We start from the raw sequence: 18,872 nt of genomic DNA, 5'->3' as shown, positions 1-18,872 counted from the left end.
ACGCAACGCGACGAAGCGTCAGACGACCCCGACAAGGCAAGTATTGAAAGAAGATTCTATCTGATCGCCTTGAGCGGCGCGCGGCTGAGTTCGTTGACGGCGTTTACGGTTTTTGCGAGCAGGCGCATAAATTCCTGCGATTCAGCATCGTCCAGACCTCTCAGCATGATGTGCTGGGCTTGCTCCACCGCAGGCTGGATTTCTCGAAGCGCCTTGTCCCCGTTTTCGGTGACTTGCAGTATGCGGGCGCGCCGGTCAGTCTCGCTCGGCTTCCTCGTCAGGAAACCCTTCTGGGTCAGTCGATCGACGACGCCGGTAATCGTCGTCCGATCATAGGCGATAAGTCCTGCGAGCGTCGCCTGATCGATGCCCGGATTGACCCGGACGGCGGTCAGCGCCGCATACTGAACGGGCGTCATATCGTATCCCGCGCGCGCAACCTCGACCTGGAAGATCGCCACCGCCGCCTGCTGCAACCTGCGCACCAGATGACCCGGCATTACATCATAACTGTCCATGCCTATTTCCTTGTGATCAATCAAGGTTTACATGTATACTGATAATCAGTATACTGATCAATAGAAAACGCGAGCCCGGATCTGTCGCGGGGCGTGAGGAGGGCGTATCGATGCAATTTCATCTCAATGGATTCAGAACTGGAGACCCGGCGGTCTCCGAGGCTTCGACGGCCCATCCGGCCTTGTCCGGGGAAAACTGGCCCGACACGGTCGATGTTCTGATTGTCGGTTGCGGCCCTGCTGGCCTTACACTGGCGACGCAACTGTCGGCCTTCCCAGATATAAAGACGATGATCGTTGATCAGAAACCCGGCCCGCTCGAATTGGGCCAGGCGGACGGCATTGCTTGTCGCACAATGGAGATGTTCCACGCTTTTGGCTTTAGCGAAAGAGTATTGAAGGAGGCCTATTGGGTCAACGAGACAGCCTTCTGGAGGCCTGACGACGCCCGGCCGGATGCAATCAAGCGACATGGCGTAGTTCAGGACGTGGAAGACGGCCTTTCCGAGTTCCCCCATGTCATTCTCAATCAGGCTCGGGTGCATGATTTCTATCTCGAAACCATGCGCGGATCACCGTCCCGGATGGCGCCGTATTATTCGCGTCGATTGACCGACATGCAAATCGGAGATGGGGAAGGTTCACCGGTTACTGCGTGTTTCGAAAGGGTCGATCAGGGTCACGAAGGTGAAACGGAAACCGTCAGCGCGCGCTATGTCGTGGGGTGCGACGGCGCCCGAAGCGCGGTTCGCCGGCTTCTGGGTCGCGAATTGCGCGGCGATTCGGCCAATCAGGCCTGGGGTGTTATGGACGTTCTAACAGTGACGGATTTTCCGGATATCCGCCGCAAATCGCTCATTCAGTCGACCGGCGAAGGCAGTATCGTGTTGATACCGCGGGAAGGCGACTATCTTGTCCGCGTCTATGTGGAGCTTGACAAACTGAGGAAAAACGAACGCGTGGCGAACCGCAACATCACCGTTGACCATCTAATCGCGGCGGCGAAACGGATTCTCAATCCATACAGTTTCGATGTGAAAGAGGTGGCGTGGTGGTCGGTCTACGAGATCGGACAACGGCTGTGCGACAAATTCGATGACGTGCCACAGAGCAAGGTGGCGGAGCGCCTGCCGCGGGTCTTTATTGCCGGCGACGCCTGCCACACACACAGTCCGAAGGCCGGGCAAGGCATGAATGTTTCGATGCAGGACGCCTTCAATCTCGGCTGGAAACTCGCTGCGGTTCTGAGAGGCCAGACGCCGCCGACCTTGCTGCACAGCTATTCGGCCGAACGCCAGGCGATCGCCGCGGAACTGATCGACTTCGATCGGGAATGGGCAAAAATGCTGAGTGCGCCCTTGAAATCCGCCGATAATCCCGACGGCGTGGAGCCTGCCGACGTGCAGGATTATTTCGTACGCCACGGCCGTTACACGGCGGGGACCGCAACGCGCTATCGCCAATCCGTGATTTCAGCCGAACCGACCCATCAGCATCTGGCGAAAGGATTGACGATCGGCATGCGATTGCATTCCGCTCCGGTTATCCGTCTGGCTGACGCAAAGCCGATCGAGCTTGGCCATGCCGCCATGGCAGACGGTCGGTGGCGTATTTATGCATTCGCGCCTTCGGAAGATCCCTCAAAAGCCGGCTCGTCGATTGATGCGCTCTGCAAGTTCCTTTCCGGATCGCCCAATTCTCCGGTGTGCATGTACACGTCCGAGGACTCCGATGTCGATTCGGTGATCGACGTCCGCGCGGTATTCCAGCAGGGCCACAGGGAACTGGCGCTGGAAACACTACCCGCATTTCTGAAGCCCGTGAAAGGGCGTCACGGTCTGATCGATTATACCAAGATATACTGCCCGGATCCGACGCGCGGCGATATATTCGACACGCGGGGCGTCGACCGCGATCTTGGCTGCATGGTCGTGGTCAGACCGGACCAGTATGTGGCGCATGTGCTTCCGCTTGAAGCACACGCAGACCTTGCCGCATTCTTCGACGGCTTCATGCTTGAAGCATATCGGCCGTCTGCGACCGAAAAACTCAAGGAATCCATTGTGCTATAGGGTAGGAACGTCCTTAGACCGCAAGATCTGCGACGACCGCGTCCAGCACCATCATGCCCGCCGGCGTGCAGCGCAACCGCGCATTGCCGGCGCGCTCGATCAGTCCGTGGCTTTGCAGGAAGGTCTCGGTGCCGGGATCAATGGAGCGGCCCGAAAGGCTGCTCCACCGCACAAGATCCATGCCCTCTCTCAGACGCAGACCCATCAGCATCAGTTCGTCCGCCTGCGCCGGATCGTCCAGCGGGTCAAACGCGTCGAAGCCGTTGCCTTTCTTCATAACCGCTTCGAGCCAGGTTTCCGGAAGGCGATGATTGGAGGTCGCGATCTTGCCCTCTTGCGTCGTGATCCTGCCATGCGCGCCCGCGCCCAGTCCAACATAGTCGCCGTAGCGCCAATAGGTCAAATTGTGCCGGCTCTCCGCACCTGGTCTTGCATGGTTGGAGATCTCATAGGCGGGCAGGCCGCCCGCCTCCGTGAGTTCTTGCGTTGCTTCGTAGAGTTCCGCAGACAGGTCGCCGTCGGGCACGACGAGTTTGCCGGCCTTGTGCAGATCGAAAAAACGTGTGCCGCGTTCGATGGTAAGCTGGTACAGGGACAGATGATCGACCGCGTAGGACATCGCCTGATTAAGTTCACGTTCCCACGCCTCCACTGTCTGGCCGGGTCGGGCGTAGATGAGGTCGAAGGACATGCGTGGAAACAGTTCCCTGGAAAGCTCGATTGCGCGCAGGGCCTCAGCGACATCGTGCAACCGCCCAAGCGATCGTAGGTCCGGATCGTTCAACGCCTGAATGCCGAGCGAAACGCGATTGACGCCAGCGCTGCGATATCCGCGAAAATTCTGTGCGTCGACGCTGGACGGGTTGGCTTCAAGGGTTATTTCTGCCCCGTCGACGAACGGCCAGGCGGCGTCGATCAGGTCGAGAACCGCCTGAACAGTGGCCGGTCCCATCAAAGACGGCGTGCCGCCGCCGAAAAACACACTGGTCGCCGCGCGTGGACCTGTCAGTTCCAGCATGCGCCGGATTTCGCGCGCAAATGCTAGGACGTAGCGATCCTGGTCGATCCCTCCGTGCCGGACATGGGAGTTGAAATCGCAGTAGGGGCATTTGGCTGCACAGAAGGGCCAATGCACATAGACGCCGAATCCCGGTTCGGCAGGATCACGGGGCTGCACAGTCAGGGTCCAGTTTTAACGAGACACTGGTCGGCAAACTGGGCGAAGGCGCGGGTCCGGTGCGAGAGCGCCTGTTTTTCCTCAGCGCCCATCTCGCCAAAAGTACGCGCATGCCCTTCCGGAACAAAGATCGGATCGTATCCGAACCCGCCGTCGCCGACAGGACTTTCCGTCAGCGTTCCCTTAACCTCGCCACGGAAGAACTCGGCATGGCCGTCAGGCCAGGCGAGACAGATGACCGACACGAACTGCGCGGAGCGTTTCTCCGGCGGCAGTCCGGCAAGCCGCTCCGTGACTTTCTGCATCGCCAGCCGGAAGTTCTTGTCCGGTCCTGCCCAGCGAGCGGAATAGATCCCGGGATCGCCATTGAGGGCGTCCACGGACAGGCCGGAATCATCCGCAAGTGCAGGCCTTTTGGCGACCTTTGCGGCGGCCAGCGCTTTCAGCTCAGCATTGGCTTCAAAGGTGGCGCCGGTTTCCTCGGGCTCGTCGAGATCGAGATCGGCGGCCGTCGCCACTTCATAGCCAAGCGGATCCATGAGCGCTCGCAATTCGCGCACCTTGCCCTGATTATGGCTCGCGATCACGAGTTTTCTTTCGGTGAGTTTGCGCAACGGACTACTTTTCAAAATCCCACAGGCGCGGCTCGGCGAATTCCACACTGTTGCCAGCCGGGTCTCGGATATAGATCGAACGGGCGCCATTGGGCCAGCGGAAATCCGCCTCGATATAAACTTCGTTGCCTTCCAGCATGTCCTTGATGGCGTCAAGTTCATCGCCCGGCACGCTGAAACAGACGTGCCCCTCGCCATGGGCGCCATGCGGGGGAACCGGCGTCTTGGAGCTGGTCGGAGGTTTTACCGTTTCTTCCGGATTGAAAATCAGGAGCATGCCATGGCCGCAACGGAAGAACACATGGCGATTGCCGACCCGCACTTCCTTTTCAAGGCCGATAATGTTCCCGTAAAATATTTCCGCTGCGTTGAGGTTTCGAACATATAGGACTGTCTCAAGAATGCCGGAGATGGCTGTCATGGCCTGTTGTTATCCGATGGTTTGTTTTTGCAATTCGACAAGATTTGAAATACCGGCTTTGGCGAGATCGAGCATCGCCTGGAATTCGTCCTGGCTGAACGGCGCGCCTTCCGCCGTTCCCTGTATTTCCACGATGCCGCCCGCGCCAGTCATGACGAAATTGGCGTCCGTCTCAGCAGACGAATCTTCGGCATAGTCGAGATCGAGCACCGATTGATTCAGAAAAATGCCGCAGGAAATCGCGGCGACGTGATCCTTTAGAACCTTTTCCGCCTTCACCATCTGGCGCTTTTCCATCCACTTCAGACAGTCGTACAGCGCAATCCAGGCTCCGGTGATTGATGCGGTGCGGGTTCCCCCGTCGGCCTGGATAACGTCACAATCGATGGAAATCTGTCGCTCTCCCAGCGCTTCCAGATCCGTAATGGCGCGAAGCGACCGGCCGATCAGTCGCTGGATTTCCTGCGTGCGACCGCTCTGTTTGCCAGCGCTCGCTTCACGGCGCATGCGTTCGCCTGTCGCCCGCGGCAGCATACCGTATTCCGCCGTAACCCATCCGCGACCTGCGTTGCGCAGCCATGGCGGAACCCGTTCTTCGAGGCTCGCAGTGCACAACACATGCGTATCGCCGAACCTGACCAGGCAAGAGCCTTCAGCGTGTTTGGAATAGCCTCTTTCAAAAGAGACGTCCCGCATCTGGTCGGGCTTCCTGCCTGATGGCCGCATCTTTCAACTCCCTTGGAACGACTTACTGTTTCTGTTGCTATGTAACGCCCCTTGTGTATGCAAGCAAAGAAAAACACCTATATAGTGATATAACAAATGTATATTTTCCGGTCGTCAGCGGCCTGATCGAAAGGGTGGAACGGGCTGTAGCTTGATCGATAGACAGCGTCCGGAAATGGCCGGTCACGGGGTTCGCATGAGTAATATGGCAAATTTCGATCTCTCCAACGCCATGCCGCATGACGAGCGGATGCGTGAAATATTCCGCCGTCTGGTGGAGACGTATCTGGAGTCCGGCGAGCCGGTAGGCTCGAGGAGCCTTTCGCGCATCCTCGTCCATCCATTGTCGCCCGCATCGATCCGTAATGTGATGAGCGATCTCGAGGAGCTTGGACTGATCTATGCGCCGCATGTGAGCGCCGGACGCCTTCCGACCCAGCAGGGTTTGAGATTCTTCGTCGACGCGTTCATGGAGACAGGCGACCTTTCAGCCGAAGAGCGCGACATGATTGAACGCCAGGTGCGCGGCGGCAACCGCGATCACTCGGTGGAAACGCTTCTGACCGAGGCGAGTCAGTTGCTTTCTGGTCTTTCGCGCGGCGCCGGGCTGGTGATCGCCAACAAGAGCGACGCCATCGTGCGTCATATCGAGTTCGTCAGGCTGGACGCTGCGCGCGCCCTTGTCGTCATTGTCGGCGAGGGCGACCAGGTCGAGAACCGGATCATCGAATTGCCTGTCGGCGTCACGGCGTCCCAGCTCGTCGAGGCGGCCAATTTTCTCAACGCACACCTGGCCGGCCATACCCTGCCCGAGTTGCGCGGGAAGTTGCATCGCCTCAAGCAGACGGTCGCCGACGAACTGGATGCGCTGTCCCGCGACCTCGTCGAGAAGGGAGTCGCCGTATGGTCGGGTTCGTCGGAAGGTCAGCCGGCACGTCTGATCGTGCGCGGCCGCGCCAACTTGCTCGACACCATGCGAGACATCGAGGAGATCGACAAGTTGCGCATGCTCTTCGATGATCTGGAGAAAAAGGACGGGTTGATCGAATTGCTCGACCTTGCGGAGGCCGGTTCCGGCGTCCGCATCTTTATCGGTTCGGAGAACAAGCTGTTTTCCCTTTCCGGCTCTTCCCTTGTGGTTGCGCCCTATCGCGACAGTGATGACCGTATCGTCGGCGCGGTCGGCGTCATCGGTCCGACGCGGCTCAACTATTCCCGCATCGTCCCGATGGTTGACTACACCGCGCAGGTTGTGTCGAGAATGATTCGCTAGGCCTCCGCGCAAGACAGAGAGCATGGCCCCCGTCCAGGCTTTCAAGCCGCGATTCGGGTGGTTTCGTCCCTTGATTTTTTGTCGCGAAACCTCGATATGCGTCACGACATCGAAAATAAGAAAGAAGGACAAGTCACGTCATGACCGATGAGACGAATAAACCCGGTATTGACGACGAAGGTAAGACTGTGCCCGAACAGGACGCCGCCAACGACTCTGCGCCGCAGGATGAAGTCGTCGAACAGGACGCCGGCAATGGCGAATCCGCCGATCCGATGGGGCCGCTGGAGATTCTTGCCGCCGAAGCCGACGAATGGAAAGACAAATATTTGCGCATGGCTGCGGAGATGGACAATCTGCGTCGCCGCACGGCTCGAGACGTCAAGGACGCCAAGTCTTATTCCGTATCCGGTTTCGCGCGCGACATGCTCAGTGTGTCTGATAATCTGCGTCGCGCCCTCGACGCCATACCCGCCGAAGCACGAGAGGCTGGCGAGGCTGGCCTGAAGACGCTGATCGAAGGCGTCGAAATGACAGAGCGTTCGATGCTGTCGGCCCTGGAGCGCCACGGCGTTAAGAAGCTTGCGCCGAAGGGCGAGAAATTCGATCCGAATTTTCACCAGGCCATGTTCGAGGTGCCTGATCCGAACGTGCCCAACAACACGGTCGTCGACGTGGTTCAGGACGGCTACGTGATTGGCGAGCGCGTGTTGCGGCCCGCCATGGTAGGCGTCGCCAAAGGCGGCCCCAAACAGACCGAAGCCGCTAGCGCGGAAGCCGGCGATCAGGAATAGTCGGAAAGGCCAAAAAGCCCGGGCCTGTCACGCTTGGTCGCGCGTGTCCGTCGATGCGCCGTCTGCAAGCCCCCGATCGATCGCCGCCTGTCTCAGCGAGAGCATGGGCCGAGGCCCAATCTGCTGGATTACCAGACCGGCGGCGAGACTTCCGAGATGTCCGCAATCTTCCAGCGTCCGACCATTGGTGTAGCCGTAGAGAAAGCCGGCGGCGTAGAGATCTCCAGCGCCTGTCGTGTCGACAAGCTCATTGATCTCGATGGCTGGAATGATGATCCGCTCGTCCTTCCTGGCGACGATGGAGCCATTCTCGCCTCGTGTGACGACGGCGAGGCTGCAATCCTGCGCCAGCAGGTCAATCGCGGTTTCCAGTGAAGCCGTCTGATACAGCGAAATCGCTTCATGCTCGTTGGCGAACACGATGTCGACAGTGCCGCCGCGCATTAGATCCAGGAATTCGTCGCGATAACGATCGACGCAGAATGGATCTGACAGCGTCATCGACATTTCGCGGCCATTTTCGTGCGCGATCTTCGCGCACAACACGATTGCTTCCTTGGCGCGCGGCGGATCCCAAAGGTAACCTTCGAAATAGCTGACCTTTGCGGCCGCGACGATATCCGTCTCCACGTCCTCCGGGCCGAGCTCCACGCAGGCGCCCAGATAGGTGTTCATGGACCGTTCGCCGTCCGGGGTCACGAAAATCATGGAACGGGCCGTTGGCGGATATTCTTCGAGGGCTTTTGTACCGAACACCACGCCTTGCGAGCGGATGTCGTGCCGATAGATGCCGCCAAGGTGATCGTCGGCGACCTTGCCGAAGAACGCGGCCTTGCCGCCGAAGCTCGCGACGCCGGCGGCCGTGTTTCCTGCGCTGCCGCCCGAGGCTTCGATGGCCGGCCCCATGCGGCTGTAGAGCAGTTCAGCCCGTTCGGCGTCGATCAGGTTCATGGCCGCTTTTGTGATCTCGTTTTTGATCAGAAACGAGTCCTCGCATCTTGCGATGATGTCGACGATTGCGTTTCCGATGCAAAGAACATCCAGATCACTCATGCGGTCAGTCCCTCATGTTGTTGGTTCGATTGTGTCGCCCGTTGATGACGAGAGTGATCTAGCCGGGTTTGCCGCCTTTGAAAAGCCGATGACCGGGGTTTTGGGAATTCGCGATCGCGCGACCTGTTTTCTTTGCGCTTGATTTGGTCAGGCGGATCACTATCTGCATCCCATGATCCAGACGAACCCTTCCCATGATTCTTGAAGCCGCGCGGCTTGCTGGCCGCAACATGTTTGCGCCGGAGACGCGGGCCGCCTTCTGGAGAATTCTCGGATTGACCCTGCTGCTGCTCATTGGCGGCTGGGTTTTGATTCGCGAGATATTCGTCGCCTATGTGGCGCCGTGGATCCAGACCTTCCTGCCGACGATGCCGGACTGGGTCGTCTGGCTCGGTTCTCTCGCAGGCATCATCGCCTCGCTGGGACTTGCTGCTGCTTTCGTTCTTCTGATCGCGCCGGTGACAGCGATTATCGCCGGCCTTTTTCTCGACGGCGTCGCTGAAATCATCGAAACGCGCGATTACCCGGCCGATGCGCCGGGACAGGCGCTCCCCATCGGCCGCGCCGCGATTTATACTGTGAAGTTCCTCGGCGTCGTCATCGCCGGCAATCTGCTTGCGCTCTTTCTGCTGCTGGTTCCTGGCATAAACTTCGTCGCCTTTTTCGTCGTCAACGGATATCTGTTCGGCCGCGAGTTCTTCGAATTCGCGGCAATGCGATTCCGCAGCGAAGAAGAAGTTCGTAGGATGCGATCGAAGCACGGCACGACGATTTTCCTCGGCGGTCTTGTCATTGCGGTGGTGCTCGCCATACCGATCGTCAATCTGCTGACGCCGATCTTCGGCGCATCCATGATGGTCCATCTTCACAAGATGATTTCGCGCAAAGACCCCGAATTCGCGGCGTGATCAGGAAATCTGCATAAGCGCCGCCGGAATATCCGTCGTCTTGGCCTTGTATTTGCAAAGGTCGGCGATCACGCAGGCGGCGCAGTCCGGTTTTCTGGCCTTGCATACATAGCGGCCATGCAGAATGAGCCAGTGATGGGCGTGCAGCAGATAGCATTCCGGCACGGTGCGCAGCAGATTTTGCTCGACCTCGTCGACATCCTTCCCTGGCGCAAGGCCGATGCGGTTGGCGATGCGAAAAATATGGGTGTCGACAGCCATGGTCGGCTGGCCGAACGCCATGTTAAGCACCACATTGGCGGTTTTTCGTCCGACGCCTGGCAGTGCCGTCAGGGCGTCGCGGTCGGCCGGCACCTCTCCGAGATGGTCATGGATGAGCGCGCGCGACAACAGGATGACGTTCTTCGCTTTGTTGCGGTAAAGGCCGATCATGCGGATGTGCTCCCGCACCCTGTCTTCTCCGAGATCCAGCATCTTCTGGGGCGTGTCGGCAATTTGAAACAAAGCGCGCGTCGCCTTGTTCACGCCGGCGTCGGTCGCCTGCGCCGACAAGACGACTGCGACCAGAAGCGTATAGGCGTTGACATGCTCCAGTTCGCCCTTCGGCTCGGGTCGTTGCACTGAGAAACGTCGAAAGATCTCGTCCAGTTCGCTCATTGAATAGAGGCTTTTTGGAAGCCTTTTTCTTGGCTTGCGCCGCTTCGGACCGCGTGCGCCTGCAGGCGCTGATTCTGGTTTTGCCTTTTGCATTTTTTCTCTATATTCGCCTGTCATGGACAAAAGCAATTCTTCGGAGTGCGTCGCGCCCGATCCGGAGAAACCGATTTTCGAGGCCATGCTTACGCCGCACCGCTCTCTCGGCCGTGTGGGCTTCATCGTCGTGATGGGCATCGCCACTGTCATCACCCTGGCGCATTCGACGGTCTTCATGGTTTCCGGCGCCTGGCCTGTGGGCGCATTTTTCGGGCTCGATCTTGCACTTCTTTTCGGGGCCTTTTGGCTAAACTATCGTTCGGCGCGCGCAAGGGAAACGGTGAGCGTCTCCCGGACCGATTTGCTGATCAACAAATATGCGCCCTCCGGCCGTTCCACCGAGTTTCACTGGAACCCGCTTTGGGCGCGGTTTCATGTTTCCCGGCACGACGAGATCGGCATCACGCGCATGGACGTGTCCGGAGAAGGGCGCGAAACCGATATTGGCTCTTTTCTCAATCCGGAGGACAGGGAGACATTTGCGGATGCATTTTCAGGAGCTCTCGCAAGAGCGCGTCGCTGACGCATAGCGGGTTCAGTATTGGGCCGTGGTGATGGCGCCAGGATGGGCGGGCGCCGGCTGGAGAACGACCGTCGCGCCTTCCTGTATCTGGTAGATGGCGAGGCTTCGCGAACTGAGACCGTCCGGCAGAAAACGGTAGGCGCCTGTGACGCCGAGATATCCGCGGTTGTTTTCGAGATTCGAACGCGATAGCGCTTCAGGGTTTCCGGAGGCCAACAGATCGGCGGCCAGCATCACCGAATCAAAGCCAAGACCGCCGTTGACGGTCGGGTCGGCGCCAAATTTCTCGCGATAGTTTTCACGAAACGGCGTAAAATAGGTCTCGTCCATATCAGCAAAGATACCGCCCTGTAGATAGGCGGATTTCAGATCGGACGACCGCCACTGCCCTGTGCCAATCAGGCGCTTTTCGAGGAGGTTTACGCCTTCCGACTGGAGAACCCGCGCAAGCGCTGTGGGCGCCTGGCCCCCATCGGGAAGGAAAATCGCATCAGCCTCCTCGATCGCAGGAAGAAGCTGCTCTACGGCGGTAACCAGAGACTGATTGTCATAGCGATAGTAGGAAACTCCGGTCAGCCTGCCGCCGCGCTGTTTCAGAGAAGCGCGCAACTGTTGCTCGACAAGCGCGCCATAGGCGCCTTCCGGCAGAATCGCAGCGATGGACGGAGATCCGATACTCACAGAATAGGAAATGACCCGGTCGACAACCTGGCTTGGCAGGAACGACATCAGGTAGACGCCAGGCGAAGCGGCTGTCGGATCAGAGGAAAATGCGATTGCGTACCGCTTGCCGGGTCGGGTGACGCTTGCGGCCGAGGCGACGCTGGTTGAGAAGACCGGACCAAGCACGAGAGCTGCGCCTTCGCGCAATGCCTCTTCGGCGCGCGCTCGCGCGCCTTGCGGGGTGCCGCCGGTGTCCTTGATGACAAGTTCCATCGTGTGCTCGCCGCGCGTCTCCAGCGCCAGTTCAGCGGCGTTGCGATACTCGGCGGCGACCCGCGCGCCATTTCCCGGCGCCGACAGCGGCAGAAGCATGGCGACGCGCGTCGGACCGGAGCCCAGCACTTCCCCCAGCGCGGGACCTGTCTTTTCTGGTAAACTTGTTGCCTGGAACGCGGGTTCCTGCTGGATATCCGTGGGCAGGCCGTAATTGACCGTCTGCTGGCATGAAGCGAGCGCCAAGGCGACGGTCGCAATGCTCAACCCCGTAAGGCGAGCGAACGCCCGTTTCGGTATATCCCGCAATCCCCAGTCCCCCATCGTTTCGCCAATGGCGATCCGAACGATTAGTATTGATTAAAATACCAGCGGTAAAGGGGGCAGCGGGTCGCCGGCCTGGCAATTGCCAGCAGCAGGCAAAGTATGCGAAACCGAGAGGACGGGATCGCGGAACCAGGGCGCATGGCAGGCAGCTTTCACATCGGATCGCAGGAAATTTCCGCAGGGATAATCGAGCCTGGCCTCTACCTCGTGGCCACGCCAATCGGCAATCTTCGCGATATCACGATACGTGCGCTGGAGACCATTGCAGCGGCCGACATCGTCGCCTGCGAGGATACGCGCGTTACGCGGAAGCTGCTCGATCGATACGCTATTTCCGTGCGGCCGCTCGCCTATCATGAGCACAATGCGGCGAAGGCCGGGCCGGCACTGATTGCAGCACTTGAAAAAGGCAAATCGGTCGCTCTCGTCTCTGATGCGGGAACGCCGCTTGTCTCCGATCCCGGATACAGACTAGTCGAACAGGCGATAGAGGCGGGTATTCTGGTGACGCCGGTTCCAGGCGCTTCGGCGCCGCTTGCCGCACTCGTCGCCTCCGGCATGCCGACGGACGCATTTCTGTTCGCAGGCTTCCTGCCGAATCGCAAAAAGGCGCGGATCGACAGGCTGAACGAGTTGAAGAGCATTCCGGGCACACTCGTTTTCTTCGAGTCGCCGAAGCGCCTCTCTGCGTCGCTGGTCGACTGCGCCGAAACGCTCGGCGGCGACCGGCCGGCTGCGGTTTGCCGTGAACTCACAAAGACCTATGAAGAAGTCCGGCGTGGCGAACTGGAGGAGCTTGCCCTGCGCTATGCCGCGACGGACAATGTGCGCGGCGAAATCGTGCTCGTGATCGGTCCTCCCGAAGCCAGGGAGATGGAGGAAGTCGATGTCGATGGTCTGCTCAGGGAACTTGGCGAAACCCTTGCGCCCGGAAAGGCGGCGACTGAAGCCGCAAAGGTGACCGGCATCTCCCGCAAGTCGCTCTACAGCCGGCTTCTCGCAATGAAGGCTGGCGGCGCGTGAACGGCGGCAAAACAGGCGTCGCAGCTCGTCGAAAGGCCTTCAGAAAAGGGCATTTGAGTGAATGGTTCGCTGCGCTGGCGCTTGTCCTGAAAGGGTATCGGCCGGTCGCCCGGAGGTATCGCACCCGCCATGGCGAAGTCGATCTCATCATGCGCAAGGGCGATCTGGCCGTCTTTGTGGAGGTCAAGGCGCGCGCCAGCGAACAGGCCGCCGTCGATGCGGTCACAGCGACCGCGGCCAGGCGCATTGCGGCCGCCGGCGATATATGGCTCTCACGGCAATCGGACGCTTCGCGCTTGTCCCTGCGCTATGACATCGTAGCGGTCATCCCGGGTCGCTGGCCGGTTCATTTTCCGAATGCCTTCTGAAAAAGAAAGCCGCCGGGCCTTTCGGCCCGGCGGCTTTCATGATCACTTGTCGTCGAATGCCATCAATAGGGGCAACTTTCGTCCGACATGTAGTCGTGCACGACGATCTTGCCTTCAATGATGTCCGACTTCGCCTGTTCAACGGCGTCGCGCATGTCCTGGCTCACCAGCGGCGCATTGTTTTCATCCATGGCGTAGTCCACGCCGTTTTCGGCGAGACCCAGAACGTTGAATCCATAGGTGAACTTGTCTTCCTGCGCGTCCTTGAAGGCGTTGTAGACGGCGACGTCCACGCGCTTCAGCATGGAGGTAAGCACGTGCCCGGGCTGCAGACCGTTCTGGTTGGAGTCGACGCCGATGCCGAGTTTTCCTTCGTCGGCGGCCGCCTGCAAAACGCCGATGCCGGTTCCGCCGGCGGCGGCGTAGATGACGTCAGAACCCTGGGCGATTTGCGACTTGGTGATCTCGCCGCCCTTGACCGGGTTGTTCCAGGCTTCCGGCGTGTCGCCGGTCATGGCTTCGAGAACTTTCGCGTTTTCCTTGGTGGCCATCACGCCACCCTTGTAGCCACAGGCGAATTTGCGAATCAGCGGAATATCCATGCCGCCGATGAAGCTCACCGTGTCGCCTTCGGACGCCATGGCGGCCATCACGCCCACGAGATAGGAGCCTTCCTGCTCCTTGTAGACGACCGAGCGGACATTCGGCTTGTCGACGACCATGTCGATGATCGCGAAATTGATGTCCGGATAGTCTGCCGCGACGTCTTCGAGTGCGGCTGCCCAGGAAAAGCCGGCCATGACAATCGGATTGTTGCCGTCGCGGGCGAAGCGGCGGAGTGCCTGCTCACGCTGCGCATCGTTCTGGATTTCGAATTCCCGGTATTCGATACCGGTTTCTTCCTTGAACTTCTCCGCGCCGTTATAGGCGGACTCGTTAAATGACTTGTCGAATTTTCCCCCGAGGTCATAGATGATCGCCGGTTTGATATCGGCGGCCAAAGCCGTGGCCGACATCGCGGCGAGTGCAAACATGCTGAGAAGTGTACGCTTCATTGTGACCAACCCTGTCGTTGTTCCATTCGTTATTGGTTTCCGCACCGCCAGTCCGGTTGCGGCGGGCCATTGCGCTGTGCGCCGCCGGCCTTGGCGTATCCTTGCATGGCTCATGGCAAGAATCACGCATAAAATGCAGGCAAAGGCCTCTGAGGCCCATGAAATGCGCAATTATGCTTTACACCCCAATCGGGCAGGCGACGCCGGTTCCCCTGACACCGCAATAGCCGTTGGGATTCTTTGCCAAAAATTGCTGGTGGTAGTCTTCGGCGAAATAAAACACGGGCGCCTTTTCGATTTCAGTGGTGATGGAACAACCGAATCCGGCCTTGTCGAGAGCGGCCTGATAGTCCTTTCGGCTCTTTTCGGCCGCTGCAAGCTGTGCATCGTCGGAGGCGTAGATTGCCGATCGGTAGGTGGTCCCGATGTCGTTGCCTTGGCGCATGCCTTGTGTCGGATCGTGACTTTCCCAGAATACAGTCAGCAATTCTTCGTAGGAAATTCTTTCCGGATCATAGACGACTAGCACCACTTCGGCGTGGCCGGTCATGCCGGTGACGGTTTCCTCGTAGGTCGGGTTGGGCGTTATGCCTCCGGCGTAGCCCACCGCCGTTATCCACACACCGCCGAGTGTCCAGAAAATCCGCTCAACGCCCCAGAAACAGCCCATGGCGAACATCGCCGTCTTCATGCCGTCGGGATAGGGACCCTTGAGAGCGCGCCCGTTGACAAAATGGCTTTCTGCCGTCTGCAGCGGCGTGTCGCGACCCGGCAATGCATCGGCCTGCGTGGGCATTTCCAGCTTGTGGCGTTTCGAAAAGAGGTCAGTGAACATTATACGGCTCCTTGTCAGACGGAGAAGCGCCCGGCCGGTTTTGGCCGGCGCCATGCGATGAGATAGAAGAATAGCGCAATCGCCAGAAACACGGCCCAGGCCGGCTGCATCAATATCCATTGCATCACCGGATCCCACAGGTCGGGGTGCAGGTGACCCTGGATAAGCGATTGGCTCTGGGTGAGCGTATCCGGGCTGACATTGTACCATGCTGATCCGAGCGATGTGATCACGATCTGCGAAGAGGCCACCGATTTGATGGCGTCCTGCACGCCGGTTATCACGGCCATGATCAGGGCCAGCAAGCTGATGGCGCGAAGCAGAAATCTCATATTTTGGCTCCGTTGCACTTCCATATAGGATCTCATCCAAGTCTTAAACCATGTCGGCCATACTTGAAATCGAAACAGTGACGTTACGGTTACGCGCAAATGCGCCAGTTCTGCCGACGCCGGCCGGCGGCCGGTTTGTGGCTGTGTCATTTCTGTCATCTTCGCGCGAGATTCTGGTTGATCCTGATTTCGTCTTGACTATAGTGCGCGCCGTTCCGGAAGAAGTCCCACAGGGCCTGCCCGGCATATTGCGGAGAGGTGGCCGAGTGGTCGAAGGCGCACGCCTGGAAAGTGTGTAGGCGGGAAACCGTCTCGAGGGTTCGAATCCCTCTCTCTCCGCCAGAAATAACTATAAGTAATTGTAAAATAAAATAATTTTTAAATGACAAACGTACGACCCATCATTTAGCCCCACAATTGCTCTTTGGCTGTCTTGGCTTATTGCCATGACGGTGCTTTTAACAGAGTGGCCTGAGACATCGAAGTTTACGATCTGACTTCAAATGATGCCGAATGTTGCAGTCTGAGTATGAATCAGTCACATTGATACCGATATTTAACAAAGCCTCTGCGCAGGACGTGCTGGGCTCCAAACGCTGCTTTGCAGCATGGGAGCAAGCATGTCTCGAATACACCCATCACCAGAACAATCTGAACTTTTTGGAAAGCTGCTGAGTTCTAACCCGGCCGGACAACAGGCTGACAGCTCGGATCAGTCCACCAGCTTCGATAAAGAGAAAGAAGCTGCTTTACATACTTTAGAAGACGAAACGCCCGCTGCAATCCCGGTGGACATCCCACCCTCGCGGACTGTCCATGTGCCGAATCTTGGCCTGCGGCCTTCACCGGTAATCTACCTTAGCGTTCTCGATCTTTGCGAGCGATTTAACGTATCCAAGGCCACGATTTGGCGCTGGACCAAAAGCACTCCTGGCTTTCCCCAACCAATCAAGCTGTCGCCTGGCACTACCCGATGGCGAGAATCTGAGATCCAAGTATTCGAAAATGGTCTGGAACGTCGGGCGTGATCAAGGACCAGAAGTTAGCGCTTGGACCTTTGTCCTGGCAGTCGCAGTCAAGTTGGCGGGCCTCAGGTTCGGCATTCTGTCATGCGCCGTCAACACTCGACTTTGGATATTTCCGCAGAAATGATCGTTCACAAGCTGCGAGTAGTTTATGCTTTGCATGCAACTACTTGCTGGATAGTCAGGCGCAGGATGGGACGGGATAATGTCCCGGGCCTACCATTCCGTCCGACCAAAGGGCAATCGGGTCTATTCGGTTGGAGAGGTACTTCAGCTTTACGACATTTGCCGCAATACGCTGAGCAATTGGATTAAGGACGGCCTTCGTCCAATTGATCAAGGACGTCCGCAGATTTTCCGTGGCGCCGAACTCAAATGGTTCCACGAACAGCGGTCGCTCAGAAACTACCGTCCGCTTCGCGTGGGTGAGTTTAAATGCTTTACCTGCAAGGCGCGTGTGTTCCCGGATGTATCTATGCTGACCATTGATACTGAAAGGTACTGTCGAGCCCAAGCGACATGTCCGGAATGTAACGGGCGGTTAAGGAAGATACTCTGTGAGACAGAATGCGACACGCTCAGCGAATGCAAAAAACTCAATACAAGCTTGCACACGATAGACGAAGACAAAGGGGCGCTCCTAGTTGGTATTGGGACAAACTCCAGGTCAATACGTCCTGAGTGGAACCTTGAGAATGAGCGAACAATTTTCGCCTTTCAGCAATACGCCGATCGATATTCATCCCAAACACTCGACGCTTTTCTGGCCTCTGTCCGTGACTTCTTGGCATTTCATGACGACAAGTCACTGTCCAAAATTAGAACGGAAGATGTCAGCAATTATCGCAAGCATCTGATTTCCGCTGGTCAGAATGATCTAAGCCGAAGCACGGTTCGGCATCGTGCTTCGCATCTGAAAAAGTACTTTGAATGGTTGGTCCAGCAAGAAGGATATCGAAAAATAAACAAGATCCTCGGGGAGTATTTCCTGCTCCCAAAGGATCTGACCAATATTGCGCTTCAACCTGAACCTCGTCCTATCCCGACCAGAGAAGAAGTCGATTTGCTGATAACTAAGATGCCGACGAAAACGCTGATACAGCGTAGAAATCGTGCAATAATTGTTGCAACCTTTCTATTTGGTACCCGTTCAGATTCCACTGCTTCACTCATTTTGAAATCCATCGATGTCGACAAGAAGAAACTCACACAGGATGCCACTATCGAACGTGTGAAGAACAAGAAGAGTCAAACCAACGTCTGGTTTCCCATCGGACAACAGTTCGTTGACATTCTAAAGGGCTGGATTGAGGAACTTTATCGACTTGGCTGCTCCTCGAATGATGCCTTATTTCCACCAGACAAGTTTCTTCTGTCTCCGAAATATTTTTCTAAATCGAACCGCACGCCGATCATGCCCTGGAAAACTGGCGATTCAATCAGGCGTGCCTTTGAAAAGGCTTGTGCTCAAGCTGCGCTACCCCATTTCAATCCCCATTCAGCTCGGCATTTTCTGAAACTGGTCCGCGACGACTATTGTCACACACCGGAGCAGCGCAAGGCGTGGTCATACAATCTGGGGCATGAAAATGAGCGTATTACTGAAACCAACTATGCCAAGATGACAGACCAGCGCCGCGATGAAGTTTTTCAAAATCTACTAACTTCTGATTTTGAAACCGAGAAGGAAAAGGATCTGCTTTTAGCGTACTATGAACACCAACTCACGCCTGAGACCCCTGAGTTTGAAAGAGCAGAAGAGCTTGCTGATGCAAGGAGGATTCGGCGAAAAGGAGTGTCTGCTGCAGCGAATCTAACCACTTAGTATCCCCCAACACAACCAGAAGCAGAGCTTACCAAGCTAAAACTGGGAAATGGAAACCGTTCTTCGATCAGGTCACGCCATATTAGACACGAACGCGTATCAAGCCCGTGCCTGATTGGAGACCGCACATCGCAACCGCCTACTGGCCCATTGCAATATGTGGTCAGAACCTCCTGGGCGGCGTCGGTCTCGACCTTCAACCACGATCAATATCCATGAAGAGCCTTTTCTGATCACACCTTCAGAAAATCTTGTTCCGACATGGGAGCGCTGAGCTTGATCTTGCTCGTCAAGATAAGCGAGCACGATCCAGA

20 protein-coding genes and 1 tRNA gene are annotated in these 18,872 nt (G+C 57.5%); 10 read left to right on the top strand and 11 right to left on the bottom strand.

The window, feature by feature from the left end; translation table 11 throughout:
• Window positions 1-56 precede the first annotated feature (56 nt).
• A complete protein-coding gene (locus tag AAFN47_RS22370; protein ID WP_499811486.1) occupies window positions 57-518 on the bottom strand; it encodes a MarR family winged helix-turn-helix transcriptional regulator in 462 nt (153 codons plus the stop codon).
• A gap of 110 nt (window positions 519-628) precedes the next feature.
• Between AAFN47_RS22370 and AAFN47_RS22365 the strand changes: the two genes are divergently transcribed.
• The gene (locus tag AAFN47_RS22365) at window positions 629-2,590 is read left to right on the top strand and encodes an FAD-binding monooxygenase (RefSeq protein WP_499811485.1); all 1,962 of its coding nucleotides are present in this window, start codon (window positions 629-631) and stop codon (window positions 2,588-2,590) included.
• A 13-nt stretch (window positions 2,591-2,603) separates the two neighbouring features.
• On the opposite strand, the gene hemW is transcribed toward AAFN47_RS22365, so the two are convergent.
• Genes hemW through rph form a run of 4 tightly spaced genes read right to left on the bottom strand, consistent with a single transcriptional unit; the run spans window position 2,604 to window position 5,528 of the window.
• The gene (hemW, locus tag AAFN47_RS22360; protein WP_499811484.1) at window positions 2,604-3,767 is read right to left on the bottom strand and encodes a radical SAM family heme chaperone HemW; all 1,164 of its coding nucleotides are present in this window, start codon (window positions 3,765-3,767) and stop codon (window positions 2,604-2,606) included.
• A 2-nt stretch (window positions 3,768-3,769) separates the two neighbouring features.
• Window positions 3,770-4,381, bottom strand: coding sequence for an RdgB/HAM1 family non-canonical purine NTP pyrophosphatase (gene rdgB, locus AAFN47_RS22355; RefSeq protein WP_499811483.1), 612 nt, complete (start codon window positions 4,379-4,381; stop codon window positions 3,770-3,772).
• Between the two features lie 4 nt (window positions 4,382-4,385).
• Window positions 4,386-4,802, bottom strand: coding sequence for a VOC family protein (locus tag AAFN47_RS22350; RefSeq protein WP_499811482.1), 417 nt, complete (start codon window positions 4,800-4,802; stop codon window positions 4,386-4,388).
• A gap of 9 nt (window positions 4,803-4,811) precedes the next feature.
• Window positions 4,812-5,528 (bottom strand): ribonuclease PH, encoded by a 717-nt coding sequence (gene rph / locus AAFN47_RS22345; RefSeq protein WP_499811481.1) that lies wholly within the window; start codon window positions 5,526-5,528, stop codon window positions 4,812-4,814.
• 196 nt (window positions 5,529-5,724) lie between these two features.
• Here rph and hrcA point away from each other — a divergent pair, with 196 nt between their 5' ends.
• Entirely contained in the window at window positions 5,725-6,801 is a 1,077-nt protein-coding gene (gene hrcA / locus AAFN47_RS22340; RefSeq protein ID WP_499811480.1) for a heat-inducible transcriptional repressor HrcA, read from the top strand.
• Between the two features lie 140 nt (window positions 6,802-6,941).
• The gene (grpE, locus tag AAFN47_RS22335) at window positions 6,942-7,595 is read left to right on the top strand and encodes a nucleotide exchange factor GrpE (RefSeq protein ID WP_499811479.1); all 654 of its coding nucleotides are present in this window, start codon (window positions 6,942-6,944) and stop codon (window positions 7,593-7,595) included.
• A gap of 27 nt (window positions 7,596-7,622) precedes the next feature.
• Here the strand turns inward: grpE and AAFN47_RS22330 are convergent, their stop codons facing one another.
• Window positions 7,623-8,648 carry an adenosine kinase gene (locus AAFN47_RS22330; RefSeq protein ID WP_499811478.1) on the bottom strand — a complete coding sequence of 342 codons (1,026 nt, stop codon included), beginning with the start codon at window positions 8,646-8,648 and terminating at the stop codon, window positions 7,623-7,625.
• Window positions 8,649-8,842: 194 nt separating this feature from the next.
• Between AAFN47_RS22330 and AAFN47_RS22325 the strand changes: the two genes are divergently transcribed.
• The gene (locus tag AAFN47_RS22325) at window positions 8,843-9,556 is read left to right on the top strand and encodes a sulfate transporter family protein (protein WP_499811477.1); all 714 of its coding nucleotides are present in this window, start codon (window positions 8,843-8,845) and stop codon (window positions 9,554-9,556) included.
• Here AAFN47_RS22325 and nth read toward each other — a convergent pair whose 3' ends face one another.
• On the bottom strand, window positions 9,557-10,306 hold the full coding sequence (gene nth, locus AAFN47_RS22320; protein ID WP_499811476.1) for an endonuclease III: 750 nt from the start codon (window positions 10,304-10,306) through the stop codon (window positions 9,557-9,559).
• A 22-nt stretch (window positions 10,307-10,328) separates the two neighbouring features.
• Between nth and AAFN47_RS22315 the strand changes: the two genes are divergently transcribed.
• Window positions 10,329-10,832, top strand: a complete 504-nt coding sequence (locus tag AAFN47_RS22315) for a DUF2244 domain-containing protein (protein ID WP_499811475.1) — start codon at window positions 10,329-10,331, stop codon at window positions 10,830-10,832.
• A 12-nt stretch (window positions 10,833-10,844) separates the two neighbouring features.
• On the opposite strand, the gene AAFN47_RS22310 is transcribed toward AAFN47_RS22315, so the two are convergent.
• The gene (locus AAFN47_RS22310) at window positions 10,845-12,092 is read right to left on the bottom strand and encodes a penicillin-binding protein activator (RefSeq protein ID WP_499811474.1); all 1,248 of its coding nucleotides are present in this window, start codon (window positions 12,090-12,092) and stop codon (window positions 10,845-10,847) included.
• 141 nt (window positions 12,093-12,233) lie between these two features.
• On the opposite strand from AAFN47_RS22310, the gene rsmI reads away from it, so the two are divergent.
• Both rsmI and AAFN47_RS22300 read left to right on the top strand, forming a co-directional pair.
• Window positions 12,234-13,118: a 16S rRNA (cytidine(1402)-2'-O)-methyltransferase gene (rsmI, locus tag AAFN47_RS22305; protein ID WP_499811473.1), complete on the top strand. Its 885-nt coding sequence runs from the start codon at window positions 12,234-12,236 to the stop codon at window positions 13,116-13,118.
• Window positions 13,115-13,486 (top strand): YraN family protein, encoded by a 372-nt coding sequence (locus tag AAFN47_RS22300; protein ID WP_499811472.1) that lies wholly within the window; start codon window positions 13,115-13,117, stop codon window positions 13,484-13,486. Before rsmI ends, AAFN47_RS22300 begins: the two co-directional genes overlap by 4 nt.
• 62 nt (window positions 13,487-13,548) lie before the next feature.
• Here AAFN47_RS22300 and AAFN47_RS22295 read toward each other — a convergent pair whose 3' ends face one another.
• The 3 genes from AAFN47_RS22295 to AAFN47_RS22285 form a co-directional block, all read right to left on the bottom strand.
• Window positions 13,549-14,541 carry a BMP family lipoprotein gene (locus AAFN47_RS22295; protein WP_499811471.1) on the bottom strand — a complete coding sequence of 331 codons (993 nt, stop codon included), beginning with the start codon at window positions 14,539-14,541 and terminating at the stop codon, window positions 13,549-13,551.
• Between the two features lie 178 nt (window positions 14,542-14,719).
• A complete protein-coding gene (gene msrA, locus AAFN47_RS22290) occupies window positions 14,720-15,379 on the bottom strand; it encodes a peptide-methionine (S)-S-oxide reductase MsrA (RefSeq protein WP_499811568.1) in 660 nt (219 codons plus the stop codon).
• A gap of 11 nt (window positions 15,380-15,390) precedes the next feature.
• Window positions 15,391-15,708 carry a hypothetical protein gene (locus AAFN47_RS22285; protein WP_499811470.1) on the bottom strand — a complete coding sequence of 106 codons (318 nt, stop codon included), beginning with the start codon at window positions 15,706-15,708 and terminating at the stop codon, window positions 15,391-15,393.
• Window positions 15,709-15,960: 252 nt separating this feature from the next.
• Between AAFN47_RS22285 and AAFN47_RS22280 the strand changes: the two genes are divergently transcribed.
• The 3 genes from AAFN47_RS22280 to AAFN47_RS22270 all read left to right on the top strand — a co-directional run bounded on the left by AAFN47_RS22280 (window position 15,961) and on the right by AAFN47_RS22270 (window position 18,558).
• Window positions 15,961-16,050, top strand: a tRNA-Ser gene (locus tag AAFN47_RS22280).
• Between the two features lie 278 nt (window positions 16,051-16,328).
• On the top strand, window positions 16,329-16,736 hold the full coding sequence (locus tag AAFN47_RS22275; RefSeq protein WP_499811469.1) for a helix-turn-helix transcriptional regulator: 408 nt from the start codon (window positions 16,329-16,331) through the stop codon (window positions 16,734-16,736).
• A 202-nt stretch (window positions 16,737-16,938) separates the two neighbouring features.
• Window positions 16,939-18,558, top strand: a complete 1,620-nt coding sequence (locus AAFN47_RS22270) for a site-specific integrase (RefSeq protein WP_499811468.1) — start codon at window positions 16,939-16,941, stop codon at window positions 18,556-18,558.
• Window positions 18,559-18,872: the final 314 nt, after the last annotated feature.

Origin of the sequence: Hoeflea sp. CAU 1731 (assembly GCF_039888615.1) — a bacterium.
Lineage (GTDB): Bacteria > Pseudomonadota > Alphaproteobacteria > Rhizobiales > Rhizobiaceae > Flavimaribacter.
The sequence above is the reverse complement of the archived record's forward strand: the minus strand, read 5'-3'. Positions and strand labels throughout refer to the sequence as shown.